Consider the following 21,339-nt stretch of genomic DNA (forward strand, 5'->3'; position numbering starts at 1 on the left):
CCGGAACCGCCTCCCGTTCGCCCGCAAGTCAGGGGAAAGCGATCGGATCCGACAGGGTCCGGTCGCTTTTTTCCTGATCCCTTCAAGGGGGCTCCCGACATCCACCCGGGAGAGTGTCCTAACCGGGCGTCACCCGGTTAGACGGTCGTGGACACCAGAACACCTCGGCGCCCGCTCCTGGGCGGTGGCAGCACCGGGATCGACGCGGGCCCCGGCCTCAACACGGTCAAGGTGCCGTCCGACCCGGCGCGCCTCAGCAGCACCCAGGCGAGCTTCCGGCTCAACCTCGCCACTCCGGTGGCGCCGCTGATCGACGCCCCGGCCGGACTGCTGTCCACCGGTGCCGCGTTCGGCGACCCGTACGGCACCCAGGGACTGATCCGCCGCCCGCTGGTCACCCCCCAGGTGGTCGTCCCCGCCGGCGACGTGCGCGCGCTCGCCGGCGGCTTCGCCGGGGCGCCGCCGCGCCGCAAGGGCCGGGTCACCCCGGTCACCTGGACCGGCGAGGCGCACCCCGGTGACGTCGCGGCCACCCAGCTCCTGGAGGCGGTCCGGATCGGCGCCGTCCCGGCCGGGGTCGGCGGGCGCGGCGGACGGTCCGGCGGCTCCCTCGCGGATGCGGACACCCGGGTGATCCCGTCGTACGGCGGTGCCCGGGCGGTGCCGCGCCAGTCGCGCGAGGGCGCCGGGACCGCCACCGAGGGCGGCGTCGGCCCGGTCGGCGCGCCGCAGGGCTGGACGCCCAGCGGCGAGCTGCCCGAGGTCTCGGCCGCCGGCGCCGAGGGCAGGCAGCCCTGGTACCCCGGCCGCCGGGTCGACCTCGGCCTGGTGCTGCTGCCGCTGCGCGCCGTGCTCGGCTCGCTCTCCGTCTACGCCGGGTTCAGCAAGCTCTGCGACCCGGTGTACTTCGACGGCGGCGAACGCGGCTCGATGATGCGCTGGCTCTCCTCGCTGCACCCGTGGAAGGTCGCCGAACCGCTGCTGGCCTTCGGGATGGCGCACCCGGTCGGCGCGGGCCTGGTGGTGTCGTTCACCGAGATCGTGGTCGGCGTGCTGACCGTGCTCGGCCTGTGGCAGCGGCTCGCGGCCGGTGCGGCGATGGCGCTGTCCGCGGCGCTGCTGTTCACGGTGAGCTGGCGGGCCGTCCCGGTCTACGACACGCCCGACCTGATCTTCCTGGCGGCGTGGAGCCCGCTGCTGATCGCCGGGGCGCCGTTCGCCTCGCTGGACGGCCGGCTCAACCTGGAGGCCTGGCGGCACTACGGCGCGGACGCCCCGGCGGCGCTGCGCCGCCGGGTGCTGCGGCGCGGCGCGGTGGTCACCTCGGTGGTCATCGGCCTGACCCTGCTGCTCGGCTCGATGCTGGGCGCGGCGGTCCGCACCGGCGCCCGGCCGCAGCCCCCGGCGCCGTCCCGCCCGGCCACCGACTACGGCACGCCGGTCTGGCCGGCCGGCGGACCGTCCGCCACCCCCGGCAGGGCCCCGGCCACCTCGGCGCCCTCGCCGGCGCCGTCCCGGCCGGCCGCGCCGAGCGCCCCGGCCACCACCGCCCCGCCGTCCGGCGGCCCGGCCACGGCGAAGCCGAGCGCCACGGCCACGCCGAGCGGCAAGGCGAAGCCGTCGGCCCGGCCGGAGACCGGTGCGCCCGCCTCGGGGGCCCCGGCGGCGCCCGGGGCGTCCGCGCCGGCGCCGTCCGGATCGGCGCCCTCGCAGCGGGCCACCCCGGCCCCGCCGTCCGGCAGCGGGCCGGCGTCGAAGCCGGCGCCGAGCGCCGGGACCGGCGGCCAGGGCGGTGCCCCGAGCGGCTCCGGCAGCGGCTCGGGCGGCTCGGGGCTGCTGGGCGGGGTGCTGGGCAGTGCGCCGCTGGCCGAGCTGTCCGGCGGCGGCGCCCGCCCGTCGGCCGCCCGCCCGGTGGCGGCGACGGCCACCTGACGGGCCGGGCGAACGGCCCGGTGACGGCGACCGGCCGGGTGCTCCGTGGGGGAGCACCCGGCCGGTCGCGTTTCCGGTCGCGTTTCCGGTCGCGTGGGCCGGGGGCGGTCAGCGCGGGGCGCGGCCGGCGCCCGAGGCGAGCTCCTTGGCGGCCTCGGTGAGGTCCTTGGCGGTGTCGATGGCCCGCCAGTAGACGCCCTGCGGCAGCTGGTAGCCGGCCAGCCGCTTGCCGCGGGCCAGCTGCGGGAAGGTGGTCCGCTCGTGGTCGCCGACGTCCGGCAGCAGTTCGGCGAACTCCGGGCTGAACACGTAGAGGCCGGCGTTGATGAGGAAGGGGGACGGCGGGGCCTCGATGAAGTCCAGGACGTTGCCGAACTGGTCGGTCTCCACGGCGCCCCACGGGATCCGCGGCCGGGCCAGCGCGAGGGTGGCGACGGCGGCGCGCTCGTGGTGGAAGGCGGCCATGTCGCGCAGGCTGAACCTGGTCCAGATGTCGCCGTTGGTGGCGTACCAGGGCTCGTCGGGGCGGGGCAGCGCCTTCGCGGCGTACTTGAGCCCGCCGCCGCGGCCGAGCGGCTCGGCCTCGACCACCGTGCGCACCCGCAGCGGCAGGTCGGCCTTGTCGAGCCAGTCCTCCAGCACCTCCGCGAGGTGGCCGCAGGAGATGACCACGTCGGTGACGCCCTCGGAGGCGAGCCAGGCCAGCTGGTGGCCCAGGATCGGGGTGCCGGTGCCGGGGATCTCCACCAGCGGCTTGGGGCGGTCGTCCGTGTAGGGGCGCAGCCGGGAACCCTGGCCGCCGGCCAGGATGACGGCCTGGGTCACCGGCACCGGGCGGGCGGCGGGGGTGTGCGGAGGAGTGGCCGTGGGGCCGGAGTCAGCGGTCATGGCTGAACAATAGGCGCACCGGATGCGGCGGTGTGCGGCCCTCCTCGGTCTTCCCCGGCCGGGTGGCCGGGGCGGCCGGGTGCGGCTCCGGGCGGGGCGCGGCGGGCAGCGGCGGGGCTCGGCTCAGCCGGCCGCGCCGGCGGCGAACGAGCCGTCGCAGACCGGGCGGGCGAAGGAGCGGGCCCGCTGGACGTCGCCCTGGTACTTGCGCACCGCGGCACGGCCGAGCTCGGTGGCGAGCGAGCTGCAGTACGGGGTGAGTCCGGGCTGCTCGCGCATCGAGCGCTCCAGCAGGTCGAGGGCGCTGCCCGGGTTGTGGGCGCGCAGCTCGTCGAGGAGCGAGACGCGCAGTGCGTCCTGCGGGGCGAGCCCGTCCTGGGACCGTCCGGCGCCCGTCGTCCGGCCGATCCCGGCGCCGTCCCCGCTGGACGCCGCCACCACCTGCTGGTCCAGCGAGGTCGGCGGGGCCCACGGCACCCTGGTCACGGCGAGGGTGCCGGTGGTCACCAGGACGACGGGCAGGGCGAGGGCGACGGTCTGGCCGATGCGGCGAACTAGCTGCTTCACGCACAGGAGCGTAGCGGTGGGTAGGGCCCTCATCGCCCTCGGTGACACCATCGGGTGACACGGTGTCCCGGTTCGTCCCGGCGCCGGGTTGACGGCCGTCACCCGCGGGAGTGGCCGTGGAACGGCGGGAGCCCCGCCGGACCGGATGACGGTCCGACGGGGCTCCGCGGCGGGGCCGGCCGCCTCAGCTGGAGAGGCGGGCGCCGGTGCTGGTGGAGAAGACGTGGGTCTCGTTGGCGATCGGCACCACGTGGATGGTCTCGCCGCGGGCCGGGATCTGGCGGCCGTGCACGCGGACGACCAGCTCCTTGTCCTCGCCGCCGATCTTGGTGGTGCCGTACACGAAGCCGTCCGAGCCGAGCTCCTCGACCACGTTGACGGTGACGGCCACGCCCTCGATGCCGCCGCCGGAGACGACCTCGAAGTGCTCCGGGCGGATGCCGACGGTCACGGTCTTGTCGGTGCCGGCGCCGGCCAGGTCCTCGCGGGAGATGTTGACGACCGAGCCGCCGAACTTCACGCCGCCGTCGACCAGCGGCACCTCGACCAGGTTCATCGCGGGCGAGCCGATGAAGCCGGCCACGAAGAGGTTGGCGGGCTTGTCGTACATGTTGCGCGGGGTGTCGACCTGCTGCAGGACACCGGCCTTGAGCACCGCGACCCGGTCGCCCATGGTGAGCGCCTCGGTCTGGTCGTGGGTGACGTAGACCGTGGTGATGCCCAGGCGGCGCTGCAGGCCGGCGATCTGGGTACGGGTCGAGACGCGGAGCTTGGCGTCCAGGTTGGACAGCGGTTCGTCCATCAGGAAGACCTGCGGCTCGCGGACGATCGCGCGGCCCATCGCGACGCGCTGGCGCTGACCGCCGGAGAGCGCCTTCGGCTTGCGGTCCAGGTACTCCGTCAGGTCGAGGATCTTGGCGGCTTCCTCGACCTTGGTGCGGATCTCGCTCTTGTTGACGCCGGCGATCTTGAGCGCGAAGCCCATGTTCTCCGCGACGGTCATGTGCGGGTACAGCGCGTAGTTCTGGAACACCATCGCGATGTCCCGGTCCTTCGGCGGCAGGTGGGTCACGTCGCGGTCGCCGATCCGGATGGCGCCGCCGTTGACGTCCTCCAGGCCGGCCAGCATGCGCAGGCTGGTCGACTTGCCGCAGCCGGAGGGACCGACCAGGACGAGGAACTCGCCGTCGGCGATGTCCAGGTCCAGCGCGTCCACCGAGGGCTTGGTCGCCCCGGGGTAGACACGGGTCGCCTTGTCGTACGTCACAGAAGCCATGGTCGTGCTCTCCTCCACCGGCAGGAACGTGCCGGACGATCCGAGTAAAGGGGTGGGTGGTGCCGCTGCCGCCGGACGCCCCAGTGGTCTGAACCACTGGACGAACCGACTCCCGGCGACGCTACCTGCGCGTCCGCTGCTTGTCAGCCCCCGGCCGGCCCGATTTCGGCATCGGTTCCATCACGCCCGCCCCTCCCGCCCAGCCCCCGGATATCCCCACACCGCCCGCGCCCCGCCCGGTAGACTGCCCCCGGTGCCGCCGTGACCTCGTCGCGGACGGTCACCATGCCTCCTTAGCTCAGCTGGCCAGAGCACCGCTCTTGTAAAGCGTAGGTCGTCGGTTCGAATCCGACAGGGGGCTCCGCAGGTCCCTCCTCGAAGGCCCCCCGGCATGCCGCCGGGGGGCCTTCGTCGTCGTATCAGGGCCGGGGCGGGCGGAGTCGGCGCAGGGTGAGGGCGGGGGCGTGGGCGGTGAGGAGTTCGGCGGCGCGGCGGTAGGAGAGCCGGGCGCGGTGGGTGTGGGGGCAGCGGTCGGGGGCGGGGGTGGTGGCGGGGGCCCGGCGGGTGGTGAGGAAGAGGGGGCCGGTGGTGCGGCCGGCCAGGAGCAGGGGGAGCAGCCGGGCGGTGGCGGCCTGCCAGCCGAGCGGCGGGGCCGGGGGCCGGGTGCGGCGGTGGACGAGGTCGAGGTCGTCGACGTCGAGGGCGAGGACGGTCTCGACGGTGGCGCCGCTCTCGTGCAGCAGGCGCCAGAGGACCTGTTCGCGCAGCGGGGCGCGGAGCGCGAACAGGGCGCGGAGCTCGTCCGGGGCGAGCGGGGCGGGGCCGCCGGCGGGGGCGGGGACGGAGCGCGGGCGCAGGCCGTCGGCGGGGTCGGTGCGGATCCAGCCCTGGGCGCGCCACCAGGCGAGGGCGGCGCGCAGGGTGGAGAGCTCGCGGTTGAGGGTGCGCGGGTCGGTGTCGCGGGAGCGGCGGTCGACGGCGGCCCGGAGGCGGGCGGCGGCCTCGGGGCGGTCGAGCAGGGCGAGCGGCAGGACGGGCGGGCGGGAGCGGCGCCGTTCGGCCCCGGTGGGCGCGGGGCGGCCGGCCAGCGCCCAGGCCCAGGTGCGCAGGGCGATCCGGTAGACGCGGCGGGAGCCGTCGCCGAGCCCGGAGGCGGCGAGATAGCGCTCGACGGCGACGGCGTACTCGACCGGGGGAGGAGGAGCCATTCGGACCTGCTTTCCGCAGTAAATGACGAAGCATGGGGCCGGGGAGAGAATAGCCCGTGGCGCAGTAAAGGGCAGGTGGACAAGGTTTTTCCGGGATATTTACTGCGGCAGCGGGAGGTGCGGCGGGAATTGACGGCAAAAGGCTCAGGTTTTTCTCCGGAAAGCCTTGCCGGGGCTTTCCGTCCGTGGGCAGACTGAGCGACCATGACAGGGGAGAAGGAGCGCGCTCCGGCTCGCCGCCGACGGCTGACCGGCCGTCCGGCCGTGCTGCGCGAGCGCGATTTCAGGTGGTTCTTCGTCGGGTACGCGACCTCGCTGCTCGGCTCCTCCATGGCACCGGTCGCGGTGGCGTTCGCGGTGCTGGACGGCGGGGGCGGCGGGACGGAGCTGGGCTGGGTGATGGCCGCCCGGATCCTGCCGATCGTGCTGGTGATGGTGGCCGGCGGGGTGGTCGCGGACCGGCTGGGCAGCCGCCGGGTGATGCTGGCGGCGGACGTGCTGCGCTGTGCGGTGCAGGGGGTCTTCGCGGTGCTGCTGAGCGGCGGGCACGCGCCGGTGGCGGTGATGGCGGCGCTGGTCGCCGTCTGGGGGCTCGGCGAGGGGGTGTTCCTTCCGGCACTGGGCGCGCTGGTGCCGGCCCTGGTGCGCCGGGAGGAGCGTCTGCCGGATGCCAACACCCTGCTGGGGCTGGCCCGTTCGGTGTCCACGGTGGCCGGCCCGGCGCTCGCCGGGGTGATCACCGCCGGGTTCGGGCCGGGGGCGGTGCTGCTGATCGACGCGCTGACGTACGGGGTGGGCGCGCTCGCGCTGGCCCGGCTGTCCACGGTGGTGCCCGCGGGCCCGGGCGGCGGGGAGAGCTCGCTGCCGGCCGACCTCCGCGAGGGCTGGGGCGAGTTCCGCTCCCGGCGGTGGCTCTGGGTGACCACCGTGCAGATGGCGCTGTTCAACCTGCTGGTCTGGGCGCCGTTCCTGGTGCTGGGGCCGCTGACCGCGCAGCGCGAGCTGGGCGGGGCGCGGGCCTGGGGGCTGGTGATGGGCGTGTACGGGGTGGGCGCGGTGCTGGGCGGGCTGCTGATGCTCGGGCGCCGGCCCGGCCGGCCGCTCGCGGTGGCGACGGTGGCCACGCTCGGCTGGGCGCTGCCCTCGGCGGCGCTCGCGGCCGGACTGCCGTTGGCCTGGACGGCCGCGGCGGCGCTGGTGGCGGGGGCCGGGTCGGCGGTCTGCGGCTCGCTGTACGACTCGACGCTGCAGAGCTGGGTGCCGGCGGAGGTGCTGGCGCGGGTGACGGCCTTCGGCGGACTGGGCGCGTTCGTGCTGGGGCCGCTGGGCCTGGCGGCGGCCGGCCCGCTGGCCGACCGGGTGGGGGTGGCGGCCGTGCTGGCCTTCGGCGCGGGGTGGCAGCTGGTGGCCGCGGCGGCGGTGCTGGCGGTGCGCGAGGTCCGCGAGCGGCGCTGGGGGGCGCCGGACGGGGCGGCGGGGCCGGCGGAACCGGGGGCGGCGCCGGCCCCGGCCGCGGCGGGTGCCGGCTGAGCCGGACGGTCGTACCGTGGAGAGGTGCGGGGGCGAACGGAGGAGGCAGGACATGCCCGGTTCTCTCACCATCAGCCACCACGAAACGGCCGCGACCCTGGACCACGTGGACGCCGTGCGGCTCGCCGCCGTGCTGGACGAGCTGGCGTACCTGCTGGGGATCCCGGGGCCGAACCGGATCAACGACGCCCAGCTCGCCGCCCTGTGCGAGGGCCGGGCCCCCGACCGGGCCGACCTGGCGCGGTGGTCGCGCGGGCTCGCCGCGGAGCTGAGGGGCCGGCGCCCCTGACCGCGGACCTGTCGGAGCACCCGCCGGACCCGCCGTACGATGGCGCGCGGGGCGGGTGGTCCGCGCGCACCGCGGAGGGCGGGGGGAAAGACGTGGCAGAACGTACGGCACCGATGTCCTGGCTGACGGTGGACACCCCGTTGCCGAGCGGCCCGCTGCACGTCGCGGTGACCGCGCAGGGCGTGGCCGCCGCCGGCTACCTCGGCCGGGAGGGCGAACTCCCGCGCTGCGCCGACGAGTCGAAGATCGCCGCGGTCACCGGCCGGGTCGGCGAGTACCTCGCGGGCCGCCGCCGGCAGCTGGACCTGCCGATCGACTGGAGCCTGAGCACCGGACCGCACCGGGCGGTGCTGCAGACCCTGCTGCGCGAGGTGCCGTTCGGGAGCACCATCACCTACGGCGAACTCGCCGACCGCAGCGGGGTGTTCGGCGAGATGGAGGAGCCCGGGCTGGCGGCCCGGACGGTCGGGCAGATGATGGCCGCCAACCCCGTCGCGCTGCTGGTGCCCTGCCACCGGGTGGTGGCGGCGGACGGGATCGGCGGCTTCGGCGGCGGCCGGGTCGGGATCGACGTGAAGCGCTGGCTGCTCACCCTGGAGGGTGTGCTCGATCCGACGCTGGACTGGAACGGTCCGCTCTAGCAGCGGTGATGACGGTGCGTCAGTGCACCAGCTGGCCCGCGACCGCCGCCACTGCGGCCGGCCCGCCCGGAGCGAGCGGCGGCAGCACCGGCTGGATCCCGGAGACGAGGGTGTACTCGATGCCCGCCGGGTCCCCGGTCCACTCGGTGTCCGGTCGTTCGCCGAGCGCCAACTGCACGGCGTTCCAGGGCAGGTTGAGCCCGCACAGGCGCAGCTGGTGCAGCCCGCCGGAGGGCCGGGTGTTGACGTCGATGACCACCGGCTCGCCGTGCAGGTGCCGGAACTGCACATTGGAGAGGTAGGCCATGCCGGTGGCCTCGACCAGCCGGCGGGCGGGTTCGAGGTACTGGGGCGCGGTGGTGAAGCTGCGCCGGCGGCGGTGCTTGCTGCGGCCGACGGCGGCGAGCAGGGTGCCGTCCAGGTCGGCCAGGCAGTCCACCGAGACCTCGGGGCCGTCGAGGTAGGGCATGACCAGCAACTCGGTGGTGGCGTCCGGGTTCTCGCGGGCCGCCCGGTCGAGTGCGGCGACCACCTGGTCGACCTGGACGCGGCTGTCCCAGCCGGCCAGCCGGTGCAGTCCGAACGGTTCGCGGGTGAGGACCCGGAAGCCCTCGCCGCCGGCGCCGGAGGCGGGCTTGAGGCAGGCGGTGAGGCCGGATTCCTCGATCCGGTCGACGGCGGCGACCAGGTCCCCGGCGGTGCGCACCAGCCACCAGGGCGGGGTGGGGAGTCCGGCGCCGGCCATCGCCGCGTAGCCGTCGGCCTTGCTCTCGAAGGCGGCGATCGCGGTGGCCGGCGGGCAGGCGAGGGCGGTGCCGACGGCCTCGAACTCCTGGCGGTGCAGGGATATCGCGAGCTGGTGCAGCCGGGGCACGAAGACGTCGACGCGGTGGCGGACGCAGTGGTCGAGGGCGAAGGCGACGTAGGCGTCGGGGGTGAGGCCGGCGGGTTCCAGGCCGGCCGTGTCGGCGGCGGCGAGGACGGGGGAGTCGGGGTCGGCGTGGGTCGCGTGGATCCGGACCGGGCGCGGGGCGGCGCGCAACTGTTCGATGAAGAACACGTTCTCGGCGTACGTGCGGTTGAGCCAGACGGTGACGGGGGCGCTCATGGGGCCTCCCAGGGCAGGGGTGAACGAGGGGAAGGGCTGTCTCGCGGCCGCGCTCGTCCAGTGGCCCGTGGCCCTTTGAGGTGGCACCTTAGCGGCCTCCTGCGCGGGCGTGTACGCGGGGTGGGCCGGTGGTGCACGGTCCGGGGAAGCGAACCGGAGGGTTTCGTTCCGGAAAGAATTAGATCACTTGATCGAATGAATATCGATCAGACATTCTATTCGTACTATTTTTTCGGTTATCCCGACCACTCGAAAGAGTGATTGCGGCGGCCCTCCGAACGGGGTCACCATGATTGTTGCAAGTTGCAAGGCGACACTTCATCGGGTACGGGCACGCGAAGGGCTTCCTATGTCGACCGAAACCAACGTCGGTATTCCTGCACCGGGCGGTGAAGCACAGGCCCGGGAGCAGCAGAGCCTTGCCACGGCCGCCGCGCGGAACCTCGCGACGACGACCAAGTCCGCGCCGCAGATGCAGGAGATCAGCCCCCGTTGGCTGCTCAGGACGCTCCCCTGGGTCCAGGTCTCGGCCGGCACCTACCGCGTCAACCGCCGGCTGCGGCACGCCGTCGGCCGCGGCCGGGTCGGCTTCGACCGGACCGGCAGCGAGGCCCGGATCCTGGCGCCGACCCTGCGCGAGGTGCCGGTGCTGCGCGGCTTCCCGGACGACGCCGTGCTGGAGGAACTGGCCGGGCGGTTCGTCCAACGCGAGTTCTCCGCGGGTGAGGTCCTGGTCTCGGCGGGGGCGCCGATCGACGAGGTCTTCATCATCGCGTACGGAAAGCTCAGCCGCCTCGGAACGGGCAAGTACGGCGAGGAGGCCGTCGTCGGCACCCTGGCCGACGGCGACCACCTGGGCGACGAGGTGCTCCAGCAGGAGAACGCCACCTGGCCCTACTCCGTCCGGGCGGACACCGCGGGCACCCTGGTGTCCCTGCGGTTCTCCGCCTTCCAGGAGCTCGCCGACCGCTCCGAGGCGCTCCAGCTGCAGGTCATGGAGTACCTGGCCGGGTTCCAGCAGCCGCAGAACAAGCACGGCGAGGCGGCGATCGACCTTTCCGCCGGCCACCACGGCGAGTACGAGCTGCCCAGCGCCTTCGTGGACTACGAGCTCAAGCCGCGCGAGTACGAGCTGAGCGTCGCCCAGACGGTCCTCAAGGTGCACACCCGGGTGGCCGACCTCTACAACCAGCCGATGAACCAGACCGAGCACCAGTTGCGGCTGACCATCGAGGCCCTGCGCGAGCGCCAGGAGCACGAGCTGGTCAACAACCCGGAGTTCGGCCTGCTCACCAACGCCGACTACGACCAGCGCATCCAGACCCACTCCGGCCCGCCCACCCCGGACGACATGGACGAGCTGCTGAGCCGCCGTCGCAGCACCAAGCTCTTCCTGGCCCACCCGCGGGCCATCGCGGCGTTCGGCCGTGAGTGCAACCGGCGCGGCCTCTACCCGGACACCGTCGAGGTGCAGGGCCGCCGGGTGTTCGGCTGGCGCGGGGTGCCGGTCTTCCCGTGCAACAAGATCCCGATCGTCGACGGGAACACCACCTCGATCCTCGCCATGCGCACCGGCGAGGACAACCAGGGTGTCATCGGGCTGCACCAGACCGGAATTCCCGATGAAGTCGAGCCGAGCCTTTCGGTGCGGTTCATGGGAATCAACGAGAAGGCCGTCATCTCCTATCTGGTGAGCGCCTACTACTCCGCCGCGATTCTGGTACCGGACGCCGTCGGCGTGCTGGAGAACGTCGACATCGCGCACCGCTAGGGCCGACCGCGGCGGGGCCGGCCCGACCCGGGCCGGCCCGTCGCACCACCGAGGGGGAGGACCCATGGGAATGTTCACGCTGGAGCGCGACCATCGCGAGGGGAACGAGGCGCAGGACGTCCTCGCGCGCGCCCGCACCCTGGTCGATCCGGTGCTCCGGGCCGCCGTGGACTCGCTGCCCGGCACCATGCGCCGGGTCGCCGGCTATCACTTCGGCTGGTGGGAGGCGGACGGCTCACCGTCGACCGCGTCCTCCGGCAAGGCCATCCGGCCCGCCCTGGTGCTCGCCGCCGCCCAGGCCCTGGGCGGCGACCCCGCGGCGGCCACCGCCGCCGCGGCCGCCGTCGAACTGGTGCACAACTTCACACTGCTCCACGACGACATCATCGACCGGGACGAGACCCGGCGTCACCGCCCCACCGCCTGGCTGGTGTTCGGCACCACCGAGGCCATCCTGGCCGGGGACGCCATGCACGCGCTGGCGCTGCGGCTGCTCGCCGAGGACGGCCACCCGGCCGCGGGCGACGCCGTGCGCCGGCTGGCCGACTGCGTGGTGGAGCTCTGCGAGGGCCAGCAGATCGACTGCGCCTTCGAGCAGCGCAACGACGTCTCGCTGACCGAGTGCCTGGCGATGGCCGAGGCCAAGACCGGGGCGCTGCTCGGTGCCGCCTGCGCCATGGGCGCCCGGTACGCCGGCGGGTCGGAGGCGGCCGCCAAGGCGATGGACGGCTTCGGCCGGGAGATCGGCCTGGCGTTCCAGCTGATCGACGACCTGATCGGCATCTGGGGCGACCCGGCCGTCACCGGCAAGCCGGTCGGCGCGGACCTCCTGGTCCGCAAGAAGTCGCTACCGGTGGTCGCGGCGCTGGGCTCCGGTACGCCCGACGGGGCCCGGCTGGCCGAGCTGTACGCGCTGGAACGGCCGCTCACCGGGGAGGAGCTGGCCGACTGCGCGGCCGCCGTCGAGGGTGCCGGCGGGCGCGCCTGGGCCCAGGGGGAGTCCTGCGACCGGATGGCGGCGGCGATGACCCAGCTGGCCCTCGCGGTGCCCGAGCCGTCGGCCGCCGACGAGCTGCTCGCGCTCGCCGAGCTGGTCACCCGCCGCACCCACTGAGCCGGCGTCCGCCGGGGGAGCGGGCCGCCGTCGGGGGTGCCGGGGGAGCGGCCCGGCCGCCGCTTCCCCGACGGGCGGGGCCGGTCCCGCCCGTCAGCGCACCGGGGCGAGCGCCTCCAGCAGCCGCCGCTCCTTCGCCGGCTCGATGCCGTGCAGGATCCGGCCGCGCTTGCGCCCGTCCGGCTCCGTGTCGTCCGCCGGCCCGCGCTGCCGCAGCCACTCCCAGGTGTCCGCGGCGGTCTCGGCGAAGGGCCGGCACCGCAGCCCGGCCGCCTCGGCCCGGCGGGTGTCGGCCAGCCAGGTGCCCGCCGCCTCCGGCACCCCGGGCATCCAGAGCGGCAGCTCGCTCCACGGCTGGACGCTGTCCGGCCCCTCGGCCGTCAGCGACTCGTCCGCGACCCAGACCAGCTCGACGCTGCCGTCGCCGGCCGCCCCGGCGCAGCCCGCCAGGAACTCCCCGTAGGTGAGCCGGCCGGGCGGCGCCGTGGTGAGGAAGCGGCCGGCCGTGCCCGCCGTCAGCCGGTCCAGCCCGAACACCGCGAAGTCCCGGACGTCGATCAGCTGCATCGGCCGCCCCGGCTCGCCGGGCGCCAGCACCCGCCCGCCCCGGGCCATCCGCTCCAGCCACCACGGCAGCCGGCCGCCCTGCTCGTGGGGGCCGATCAGCAGCCCGCTGTTGAGGACCAGCGCACGGTCGGCGCCGAACTGCTCCAGGACGGCGCGCTCGCAGCCGGCCTTGAGGGCGGGGCTGAACTCCTGCCCGGGCGGGGTGTCGGCCGGACACGGGTGCCGCGGGGAGGTCTCGTCGACCACCCGGGCCGGCCAGTCGGCGAAGGCGTGGACGGAGGAGACCAGGGTGTAGTGGCGGGCGCGGTCGCGCAGCAGCCGGGCGGAGTGCGCGGCCTGGGCGGGCTGCTGGGCCGAGGTGTCGACCACGGCGTCCCAGGACCGCCCCTCGGTGAGCCGGGCCAGGTCGTCGGCCGCGTCGCGGTCGCCGCGCACCGCCTCCACGCCGGGCAGGTCGGAGGCCGTCCGGCCGCGGTTGAAGGTGGTGACCTCGTGGCCGCGGGCGAGGGCTTCGGAGGCGAACGCCCGCCCCAGGAAGGATGAGCCGCCGAGCAGAAGGATCTTCATACCGGCAAGGCTGTCCCGGCGTCCTCCCCCGCATACCGGCGTTCGCCACGGGCGGAGGCCGGCGCCCGTCCGGGTGGCCCCGCAGGGCCGGGGGAGGCCCGCGGCGGCCGAGATGCCGACCCCCAGGGGCCCGCATAGCATCCGATTCGTACCGATATGCCCCTTCGATCCGTCCGTCACGCAGCCGCCGCGCCCCGCCCCGGGGTACGGCGCAGGGAAGAGCGCCACCATGGTCAACCCGGCACTTGTGGACCCGGACACCATCCGCGCGACCGCCGCCGAGGCGTGGATCCGCGGCTACCCGGTCCTGCAGAACTACCGCACCCTGTACACCCAGGCACTGGACGAGGCCGACCCGCGCCACACCGGCGGCTTCGGCGTCTTCCGGCATTACCCGCGCCCCGCCACCCCGGCCGACACCGATGTCGTCACGCCCAACAACGACACCCCGTACTCCTGGGCCTGGCTCGACCTGCGGACCGAACCCTGGGTGCTCTCCGTCCCCGCCACCGACCGCTACTACGTCCTGCCGGTGCACGAACTCGACACCGTCTACGCCGGGTTCGTCGGCTCCCGGACCACCGGTCAGGAGGCCGGCGACCACCTGGTGGCCGGCCCCGACTGGCACGGCGAACCCCCGCCCGGCGTCAGGAGCGTCATCCGCACCACGACCCGGCTGGCCGGCATCCTCGGCCGCACCCACCTCGGCGGGACGTCCCCCGCGGACATCGCGGAACTCGCCGCGCTCCAGCAGCAGTACCGCCTCCGCCCGCTGCACGCCTACGCCGGCACGCCGGAGCCCGAGCCCGCCCCGCAGCCCGTCTGGCCGGTCTGGCGCGACGAGGTGCTCGACACCATCGAATTCTTCGTCTTCCTCGACTTCCTGCTCGGCTTCCTGCCCGCCGAGGCCGCCCCGCCCGAGGAGGACGCGCTGCGCGGCCGGCTGGCCGGCCTCGGCATCGACGGCCGCGGCGAGTTCGAACCGGCCGCCCTGCCCCTGGCGGTCCGCGCCGAGATCGAGCGCGGCATCGCCGACGCCAAGGCCGGACTCGCCCGTGCCGCCGCCCGCACCGAGTCCTCCGTCGGACTCTTCGGCACCCGCGAACAGCTCGGCACCCGGTACCTCGACCGGGCGGTCGGCGCGCTCACCGGCCTGTACGGGCTGCCCGTCGAGGAGGCCTGGTACGGCGGCTGGCAGGCCGACGCCGCCGGCCACCGCCCGCCCGACGCGAGCAAGCACGACCACCTGCTGCGGTTCGCGCCGGACGCGCTGCCGCCCGCCCGCCACTTCTGGTCCGTGACCATGTACGCGCTGCCCGGGCTCCACCTGGTCGACAACACCCTGGACCGCTACTCCGTCGGCGACCGCACCCCCGGTCTGGTCCGCGACCCGGACGGCGGGCTCACCCTCTACGTCCAGCACAAGCGGCCCGCCGACGCCGACCACTCGGCCAACTGGCTGCCCGCCCCGGACGGCCCGTTCACCGTCGTCATCCGCCTCTACGGGCCGGACGCGTCCGTGCTCGACGGCCGCTGGACGCCACCGCCGCTCACCCTGCGCTGACCCCCCGCCCCCGCCCGCCCCGGCACCCGGGAAGGACCCCCATGAACCAGCCCGAGCTGGAGGCCTTGGCCGCCGACGCCTACGTCTACGGTTATCCGCTGGTCGCCGGCCTCACCACGGTCGACCGCTTCGTGCACGGCGGCCTGGGCGTCCTGCCGCCCACCCCGTTCAACCGCTTCGCCCACGCCACCCGGCTGGCGGGCCCGGAGGACGACTTCGCCTCCGTCAACAACGACGTCCTCTACTCGGTCGCCCAGCTCGACCTCTCCGAGGGCCCGCAACTGCTGCACGTGCCCGACACCGCCGGCGCCTACCACGTGCTGCAGTTCGTCGACGCGTGGACCGACAACTTCGCCTACCTGGGCAGCCGCGCCACCGGCGGCGCGGCCCGCACCTGGCTGGTCGTCCCGCCCGCCTGGCAGGGCACCCCGGCCCACCCCGACCGGGTGATCGCCGCACCGACCACCGTCGCCACCCTCGTCGGCCGCTTCGCCTGCGCCGGGCCGGACGACCTCGCGCGCGTCCGGGCCCTCCAGGAGGGGCTCGCCCTCGAACCGCTGGAACCCGGCGGAGTCGCCGCCGGACTCCCCGCCCCCGACCCCGACGTGCCCGAGCGGCTCGCCTTCTTCGAACGGCTCCGGGTCTGGATGGCCGCCTACCCGCCCGCCGCCGCCGACCGCGACTACCAGCAGCGCTTCGCACCGCTCGGCCTCCTGGACACCGGCCCCTCGCCCTACCGCGCCGCCGCCCCCGACTGGACGCTCGCCCTGGCGACCGGACTCGCCGCCGGGCGCGAACGCGTCGAGGACGCCACCCGGCCGCCCGAGGACCACCCGCCCGGCGAATGGCGCGCCGCCCTCCACCTGTTCGACCACAACACCGCCTTCCTCGGCCCCGGCACCCGCGACGAACCCGAGTGGCGGATCCCCGACCGCCGCGCCGCCTACCTCAGCCGGGCCGCCGCAGCCCGCGCCGGACTCTGGGGCTGCCACGCCTACGAGGCCCTGCACGCCACCACCACCGACGACGCCGACGGCCGCCCCCTCGACGGCACCCACCCGTACACCCTGCGCTTCCCGCCGGACGGGCTGCCGCCGGTGGAGGAGTTCTGGTCGCTCACCGTGTACGGCCTCCCGGACCAGCACCTCGTCGCCAACCCGGCCGGCCGCTACGCGATCGGCAGCCGCACCCCCGGCCTGCGCCCCGACCCGGACGGCGGCCTCACCCTCCACCTCCGCCACGAGCCGCCCACCGCCCCGTCCGAGGCGGCGAACTGGCTCCCCACCCCCGCCGGCCCGTTCCGCCCGGTGATCCGCCTCTACCACCCGGGCCCCGCCGTCCTGGACGGCACCTACCGCCTCCCGCCGCTGCGCCGGGCGTAGGGCGCCGTCCGGCGGCCGTCCCCGCCGGGCTGCCGTCGGCCGCCGGGAGCCGGCGCAGCCGCACGCCGAACCGACGCGAACCGTCGGACACGCCCGACCAGGAAGGACGCGCGATGGGCGATGCCGTCGGCCGGATGCTGGCCTCGGCCGCGGGCATCGCGATCACCCCGATGGCGCTGGTCGCGACCGTCCTGCTGCTCGCCACGCCCCGGGGCCCGGCCAACGGGACGGCGTTCGCCGCAGGCTGGGCGGCCGCGCTGACGGCGGTGACGGCCCTCGTGGTGCCGCTCGCGTCCCGGCTCGCCGGGGACGTCGCCGGCCCGGACTGGTCGTGGTGGTTCGAGCTGGCCGTGGGCGGTCTGCTCCTGCTGCTCGGCGCGCGCCAATGGTGGGACCGCCCCCGCGAGGGCCGGGTGCACGGGCCGCCGGCCTGGATGCGGACGGTCGACCGGTCCACCCCCGCCCGCTCCGCCGCACTCGGGGCGGCCCTGCTGGCGGCCGACCCGAAGAACCTGCTGCTGGCCGTGGCCGCCGCCGTCGCCGTCGGAACGGGCGGAAGCCCGGCACCCGGCAAGGCGGGGGCCGGGGCGCTGCTGGTGCTGATCGGGTCGCTCGGCACCCTGCTGCCCCTGGCCGTCCACCTCCGCGGCGGCCCCCGCGCCACCCGCCGGCTGGACGAGTGGAGGGCCTGGGCCGCCACCCACCACACCGCGATCCTGCTCACCCTGCTCCTCACCCTCGCCACCTCCCACCTGGGCACCGCCCTCTCGGGCCTCACCACCTGACCCCGAGCTCGCCCCCCTCCTGGCTGGGGTGCCGGCGCGCCACCTCCGATCGGCGGCGGAGCCGCGCCGGGGGTGTGGCAGGCGGCTTCGGGTGTGGCCCCGGTGCGCGGTGCGCGGTGCGCGGTTCGTGGGGCTTGGGTGTGTGGCGGAGGGCCGGCTCCCCGGTGCCGCCGGGGTGGCGGTGCAGGTCTTCCGGCCGGGGCGGAGCTGCGGCGGATGTGCGGGAGGTGGCTCCGGGTGTGGCCTCGTGGTGCGGCGCGGACCTTGCCGTGTGGCGACGGTCCCGGCCCCGGTGCCGTCTCGCCTGTCGGCGTGCCACCTCCGGTCGGCGGCGGAGCTGCGGCGGGGGTGTGGCGGGGGACTTCGGGTGTGCGGTCGTGGTGCGGCTCGGGCTCCGGCGCCGCGTTCGTGGGGTGTGGTCCGACCGTGGGCCCGTCCTGGTGCGGCGGAGGCGTGTGGCTGGGGTAGGGCCCGGCCGGTCTCACCGGGGTGTGGGATTCGGGGTGGCGGTGGACGCGGAGGGGGACGGGGACGCCGGAGCGGTCGGCTCGGCTGTGGGTGTGGGTGTGGGTGTGGGTGTCGGCGTCGGCGTGGCGCGCGGTGACGGGGTGGGGGTGGGGGTGGGGGTGGTCGGGCTCGCGGTGGGTTCGGTGGTGGCGGGGGCCGTCGGGGACGGGGTGGCGCCGCCGCGGTGCCGGGGGCCGCCCTCCAGGGTGACCACCGCCTGCGAGGGCGGCAGCGCGATCCGGGCGGTCCAGCGGGTCGTGGGGGCGAGGTCCTCGTCGACGCCGACGATCACGGTGATCCGCTGGCCGGGCGCGAGCGTGCCCGCGTCGCGGCTGAGTCGCAGCCAGGGCGCGTCCACCACGGCGTGCCAGTGGATCTCGGTGCCGCCGGAGTTGGTGAGGGTGAGCACCGTGCGGTTGCCGTACTCGCCCGCCTCGACGGTCAGCAGACCGCCCGGCGCGGGCGCCTCCTGCGCCACGTCGGGCGCACCATCCGCGCCCCCCTCGCCGGCCACCGGGGCCGCCGGGGCCGGTGTGGGCCCGGCCGCCGGGGTGGCGGCCAGCGCGGGACCGCCGAGCGTGCTCGCCCCGTGCGCCGGGACCGGGATCAGCGGCCCCTGGACCCCAGGAAGCAACGTTTCTGCAGTGAGCGGTCCCGCCCCCGCCAGCTCCATCCCGGCCACCGCCGGACCGGACCCGCGGGCGGCCTCGGCGGCCGTCCCGATCGCCCCGCCGGCCGTCCCGGTGGGCCCCGGGGACCCTCCGGCGGTCGCCGTGCCGCCCGCCGGTCCACCCGCCCGGCCCCCCGCCGAGCCCTCCGTCGGACCTTCTGCCGAACCCCCCGCCGAGCGCTCCCCCTCGACCCGGACCGAGGAGACCGCCGCCACCCCGGGCCCGCCGCCGCCCCGGTGCCCGGCCCACAGGGCGATGACCGGCGCCGCCAGTACGGCGGCCAGCACCCCGGTGGTCACCACCCGCCGCCGCACCGTCGGCCCCCGCCCGGCGTCCGGCGCGCGGTGCCGGGGGAACCCGCCCTGGTCGAAGCGGAGGCCGGGCTCGGTCACCGGCGCAGGCGAGCCCGCCCGTCGCCCGGGGCGGCGGGTCGCCGAGGGCAGGAACCCGACGGTCCCGCCCGGGAGCCCGCTGCCGCCGGACGGCGCCGTGAGCACCGGCAGTCCGGACAGGCCCGCCGTGCCGTCCTCCGGGACCTCGCCCGCGACCCGCTCCGCCGTGCCCCGGCAGGCCGGGCAGTCCACCACGTGCTGCACCAGCTCCCGGCGCAGGGCGGGGCCGAGCACCCGGTCCCGCCGGCTCTCCGCCCCCGCGCCGCCGAGCCGGTCCAGCTCGGGGCAGCCGCCGGCGCCGAGCACCAACAGGGCGGCTCCGGTCCGGCCGACCTCGGCCCGTGCGGAGGCGAGCAGCGCCCGGACGCTCTCGAACGGCTGCCCGAGGACGGCCGCCACCTCGATCGGGGTGAGCCGGTGCCGGACGGACAGTTCCAGGGCCTCGCGCTGCTCCGGGCCGGTGCCGGCCGCCTCGGGCCAGGCCAGCAAGGCCAGTTCGCGCCGCCGCCGGCCCGCCTCCGCCCCGCCGTCCCGGCCCGCCCCCTTCCGTTCCCCGCCCGCACCGCTCCGTTCCCCGCCCGTGGCCGCGCCCGCCGCCCCGCCGGCCAGCCGCCGCAGGCAGCAGTACCGGGCCAGCGAGTACAGCCAGGCCCGGACCAGCCCGGGTTCGGCCAGCCGGCCGCCGTGCCGGACCGCCAGCTCGCGCACCTCCCGCAGGGCGGCCGCGGCGGCCTCGTGCTCGCACAGCACCGAGAGGCAGTAGGTGAAGAGGCCGTCCACCTGTCGCTCGTACGCCGCGAGGACGGCGTCGCGCGGCCCTTCCGTACTCGTCGTCACCCGTCCGACGGTAGAGAGCGCACCAGCCCTGCCCGGGTGATTCCGCCCGGTTGTACTTCTTTCGGGTAACAACATCGCCCATTCGTGGACCCCGCCCGGCGGCCCCACGGGTCCCGGCCCCGTTCGCCGCCCGCCGCTCCGCCCGTCGCCCAGCCCGCCGCTCCACCCTCCGCCCGGCCCGTCGCCCCGCCCTGTCGTACCCAGGCGCTACGGTGACCGCATGGCTGCCCGTACCAAGACCACCGCCAAGCCGCGCCCGGCCTACCGCTGCACCGAGTGCGGCAACCAGCTGCCCAAGTGGGTCGGCCGCTGCCCGGAGTGCAACGCCTGGGGCACGGTCGAGGAGTACGGCGCGGTGCCGATCCGGACCACCGCCGCCGGCCCGGTCAGCGCGCCGGCCCGCCCGATCGCCCAGGTGGACGGGCAGGTGGCGACGGCGCGCTCCACCGGCGTGCCCGAGCTGGACCGGGTGCTCGGCGGTGGCCTGGTCCCGGGCGCCGTGGTGCTGCTGGCGGGCGAGCCCGGCGTCGGGAAGTCCACCCTGCTGCTGGACGTCGCCGCCAAGGCGGCCACCGCCCAGCACCGCACCCTCTACGTCACCGGCGAGGAGTCGGCCGGCCAGGTCCGGCTGCGCGCCGACCGGATCAACGCCCTCTCCGAGCACCTCTACCTGGCCGCCGAGTCCGACCTCGGCGCCGTCCTCGGCCACATCGAGGCGGTCGGCCCCGGTCTGCTGATCCTGGACTCGGTGCAGACCATCGCCTCCGCCGAGTTGGACGGCGCGCCCGGCGGCCCGGCCCAGGTCCGCGAGGTGGCGGGCGCGCTGATCCGGGCCTCCAAGGAGCGCGGCATGGCCACTCTGCTGGTCGGCCACGTCACCAAGGACGGCCAGATCGCCGGCCCCCGCCTGCTGGAGCACCTGGTGGACGTGGTGCTGAGCTTCGAGGGGGACCGGCACGCCCGGCTGCGGATCATCCGCGGGATCAAGAACCGCTACGGCGCGACCGACGAGGTCGGCTGCTTCGAGCTGCACGACGAGGGCATCGAGGGCCTGGCCGACCCGTCGGGCCTCTTCCTGACCAGGCGTGACAAGCCCGTGCCGGGCACCTGCCTGACCGTGACCCTGGAGGGGAAGCGGCCGCTGGTGGCCGAGGTGCAGGCCCTGATGGTGGATTCGCAGATCCCCTCGCCGCGCCGGACGACCTCCGGCCTGGAGTCGCCCCGGATCGCGATGATCCTGGCCGTGGTCGAGCGTCACGGCGGGGTGAAGCTGGGCAAACAGGACATCTACACCGCCACCGTCGGCGGCGTGAAGCTCTCCGAGCCCTCGGCGGACCTCGCGGTGGCGCTCGCGGTGGCCAGCTCCTCCTCCGACACCCCGCTGCCCAGCAACCTGGTCGCGATCGGCGAGGTCGGCCTGGCCGGCGAGGTGCGGCGGGTGACGGGTGTGCAGCGGCGGCTGGCCGAGGCGCACCGGCTGGGCTTCACCCACGCGCTCGTCCCGCCGGACCCGGGCAAGGTGCCGCCGGGCATGAAGGTGGTCGAGGTGGCCGACATCGGCGAGGCGCTGCGTGCGATCCCGGGCCGCCGCCGGGCCGCCGCCCGGCCGAAGGCTGAGGCACCGTCGGCGCCGCCGGCACCCCGCGCGCCCCGGCCGGCGGCCCACCCGGAGGAGCTCATGGACGGGTGGGAGCCGCTCGACTCCGACGAACTGCGCTGACCCAAGCCCTGTCGTTGCCGCAC

The 21,339-nt window shown here is 75.9% G+C and carries 17 protein-coding genes and 1 tRNA gene; 11 read left to right on the forward strand and 7 right to left on the reverse strand.

The window, feature by feature from the left end; genetic code table 11:
• Positions 1-147: 147 nt before the first annotated feature.
• Positions 148-1,932: a DoxX family membrane protein gene (locus ACF1AK_RS14440; RefSeq protein WP_391499124.1), complete on the forward strand. Its 1,785-nt coding sequence runs from the start codon at positions 148-150 to the stop codon at positions 1,930-1,932.
• Positions 1,933-2,040: 108 nt separating this feature from the next.
• Here ACF1AK_RS14440 and ACF1AK_RS14445 read toward each other — a convergent pair whose 3' ends face one another.
• The 3 genes from ACF1AK_RS14445 to ACF1AK_RS14455 form a co-directional block, all read right to left on the reverse strand.
• Complete coding sequence (locus ACF1AK_RS14445; protein WP_391499125.1) at positions 2,041-2,820, reverse strand: NDP-sugar synthase; 780 nt, start codon at positions 2,818-2,820, stop codon at positions 2,041-2,043.
• 123 nt (positions 2,821-2,943) lie between these two features.
• A complete protein-coding gene (locus ACF1AK_RS14450) occupies positions 2,944-3,387 on the reverse strand; it encodes a hypothetical protein (protein ID WP_391499126.1) in 444 nt (147 codons plus the stop codon).
• A 184-nt stretch (positions 3,388-3,571) separates the two neighbouring features.
• Positions 3,572-4,663, reverse strand: coding sequence for an ABC transporter ATP-binding protein (locus ACF1AK_RS14455; protein ID WP_391499127.1), 1,092 nt, complete (start codon positions 4,661-4,663; stop codon positions 3,572-3,574).
• 287 nt (positions 4,664-4,950) lie between these two features.
• Here ACF1AK_RS14455 and ACF1AK_RS14460 point away from each other — a divergent pair.
• Positions 4,951-5,024: transfer RNA gene (locus ACF1AK_RS14460), tRNA-Thr, on the forward strand.
• Between the two features lie 58 nt (positions 5,025-5,082).
• Here ACF1AK_RS14460 and ACF1AK_RS14465 read toward each other — a convergent pair.
• On the reverse strand, positions 5,083-5,871 hold the full coding sequence (locus ACF1AK_RS14465; protein WP_391499128.1) for a hypothetical protein: 789 nt from the start codon (positions 5,869-5,871) through the stop codon (positions 5,083-5,085).
• A 204-nt stretch (positions 5,872-6,075) separates the two neighbouring features.
• Between ACF1AK_RS14465 and ACF1AK_RS14470 the strand changes: the two genes are divergently transcribed.
• From ACF1AK_RS14470 to ACF1AK_RS14480, 3 genes are all read left to right on the forward strand, one after another.
• Complete coding sequence (locus ACF1AK_RS14470) at positions 6,076-7,401, forward strand: MFS transporter (protein ID WP_391499129.1); 1,326 nt, start codon at positions 6,076-6,078, stop codon at positions 7,399-7,401.
• A 52-nt stretch (positions 7,402-7,453) separates the two neighbouring features.
• Positions 7,454-7,690: a hypothetical protein gene (locus tag ACF1AK_RS14475; RefSeq protein ID WP_391499130.1), complete on the forward strand. Its 237-nt coding sequence runs from the start codon at positions 7,454-7,456 to the stop codon at positions 7,688-7,690.
• A 92-nt stretch (positions 7,691-7,782) separates the two neighbouring features.
• Positions 7,783-8,331: a methylated-DNA--[protein]-cysteine S-methyltransferase gene (locus tag ACF1AK_RS14480; RefSeq protein WP_391499131.1), complete on the forward strand. Its 549-nt coding sequence runs from the start codon at positions 7,783-7,785 to the stop codon at positions 8,329-8,331.
• 19 nt (positions 8,332-8,350) lie between these two features.
• Here ACF1AK_RS14480 and ACF1AK_RS14485 read toward each other — a convergent pair whose 3' ends face one another.
• On the reverse strand, positions 8,351-9,439 hold the full coding sequence (locus ACF1AK_RS14485; RefSeq protein WP_391499132.1) for an ATP-grasp domain-containing protein: 1,089 nt from the start codon (positions 9,437-9,439) through the stop codon (positions 8,351-8,353).
• A 349-nt stretch (positions 9,440-9,788) separates the two neighbouring features.
• Between ACF1AK_RS14485 and ACF1AK_RS14490 the strand changes: the two genes are divergently transcribed.
• A complete protein-coding gene (locus tag ACF1AK_RS14490; RefSeq protein WP_391499133.1) occupies positions 9,789-11,210 on the forward strand; it encodes a family 2B encapsulin nanocompartment shell protein in 1,422 nt (473 codons plus the stop codon).
• A gap of 64 nt (positions 11,211-11,274) precedes the next feature.
• Positions 11,275-12,324 (forward strand): family 2 encapsulin nanocompartment cargo protein polyprenyl transferase, encoded by a 1,050-nt coding sequence (locus ACF1AK_RS14495; protein ID WP_391499134.1) that lies wholly within the window; start codon positions 11,275-11,277, stop codon positions 12,322-12,324.
• A gap of 93 nt (positions 12,325-12,417) precedes the next feature.
• Here the strand turns inward: ACF1AK_RS14495 and ACF1AK_RS14500 are convergent, their stop codons facing one another.
• Entirely contained in the window at positions 12,418-13,458 is a 1,041-nt protein-coding gene (locus ACF1AK_RS14500; RefSeq protein WP_391499135.1) for an NAD-dependent epimerase/dehydratase family protein, read from the reverse strand.
• 229 nt (positions 13,459-13,687) lie between these two features.
• Between ACF1AK_RS14500 and ACF1AK_RS14505 the strand changes: the two genes are divergently transcribed.
• The 3 genes from ACF1AK_RS14505 to ACF1AK_RS14515 all read left to right on the forward strand — a co-directional run bounded on the left by ACF1AK_RS14505 (position 13,688) and on the right by ACF1AK_RS14515 (position 17,189).
• The gene (locus tag ACF1AK_RS14505; protein ID WP_391499136.1) at positions 13,688-15,022 is read left to right on the forward strand and encodes a DUF1254 domain-containing protein; all 1,335 of its coding nucleotides are present in this window, start codon (positions 13,688-13,690) and stop codon (positions 15,020-15,022) included.
• A gap of 41 nt (positions 15,023-15,063) precedes the next feature.
• Positions 15,064-16,404, forward strand: coding sequence for a DUF1254 domain-containing protein (locus tag ACF1AK_RS14510; RefSeq protein ID WP_391499137.1), 1,341 nt, complete (start codon positions 15,064-15,066; stop codon positions 16,402-16,404).
• A 113-nt stretch (positions 16,405-16,517) separates the two neighbouring features.
• Entirely contained in the window at positions 16,518-17,189 is a 672-nt protein-coding gene (locus ACF1AK_RS14515) for a GAP family protein (protein ID WP_391499138.1), read from the forward strand.
• Between the two features lie 481 nt (positions 17,190-17,670).
• Here ACF1AK_RS14515 and ACF1AK_RS14520 read toward each other — a convergent pair whose 3' ends face one another.
• The gene (locus ACF1AK_RS14520; RefSeq protein ID WP_391499139.1) at positions 17,671-19,596 is read right to left on the reverse strand and encodes a sigma-70 family RNA polymerase sigma factor; all 1,926 of its coding nucleotides are present in this window, start codon (positions 19,594-19,596) and stop codon (positions 17,671-17,673) included.
• Positions 19,597-19,816: 220 nt separating this feature from the next.
• Between ACF1AK_RS14520 and radA the strand changes: the two genes are divergently transcribed.
• On the forward strand, positions 19,817-21,316 hold the full coding sequence (radA, locus tag ACF1AK_RS14525; protein ID WP_391499140.1) for a DNA repair protein RadA: 1,500 nt from the start codon (positions 19,817-19,819) through the stop codon (positions 21,314-21,316).
• The last annotated feature ends 23 nt before the right edge of the window (positions 21,317-21,339 follow it).

It is taken from the genome of Kitasatospora sp. NPDC015120, assembly GCF_043080305.1.
Lineage (GTDB): Bacteria > Actinomycetota > Actinomycetes > Streptomycetales > Streptomycetaceae > Kitasatospora.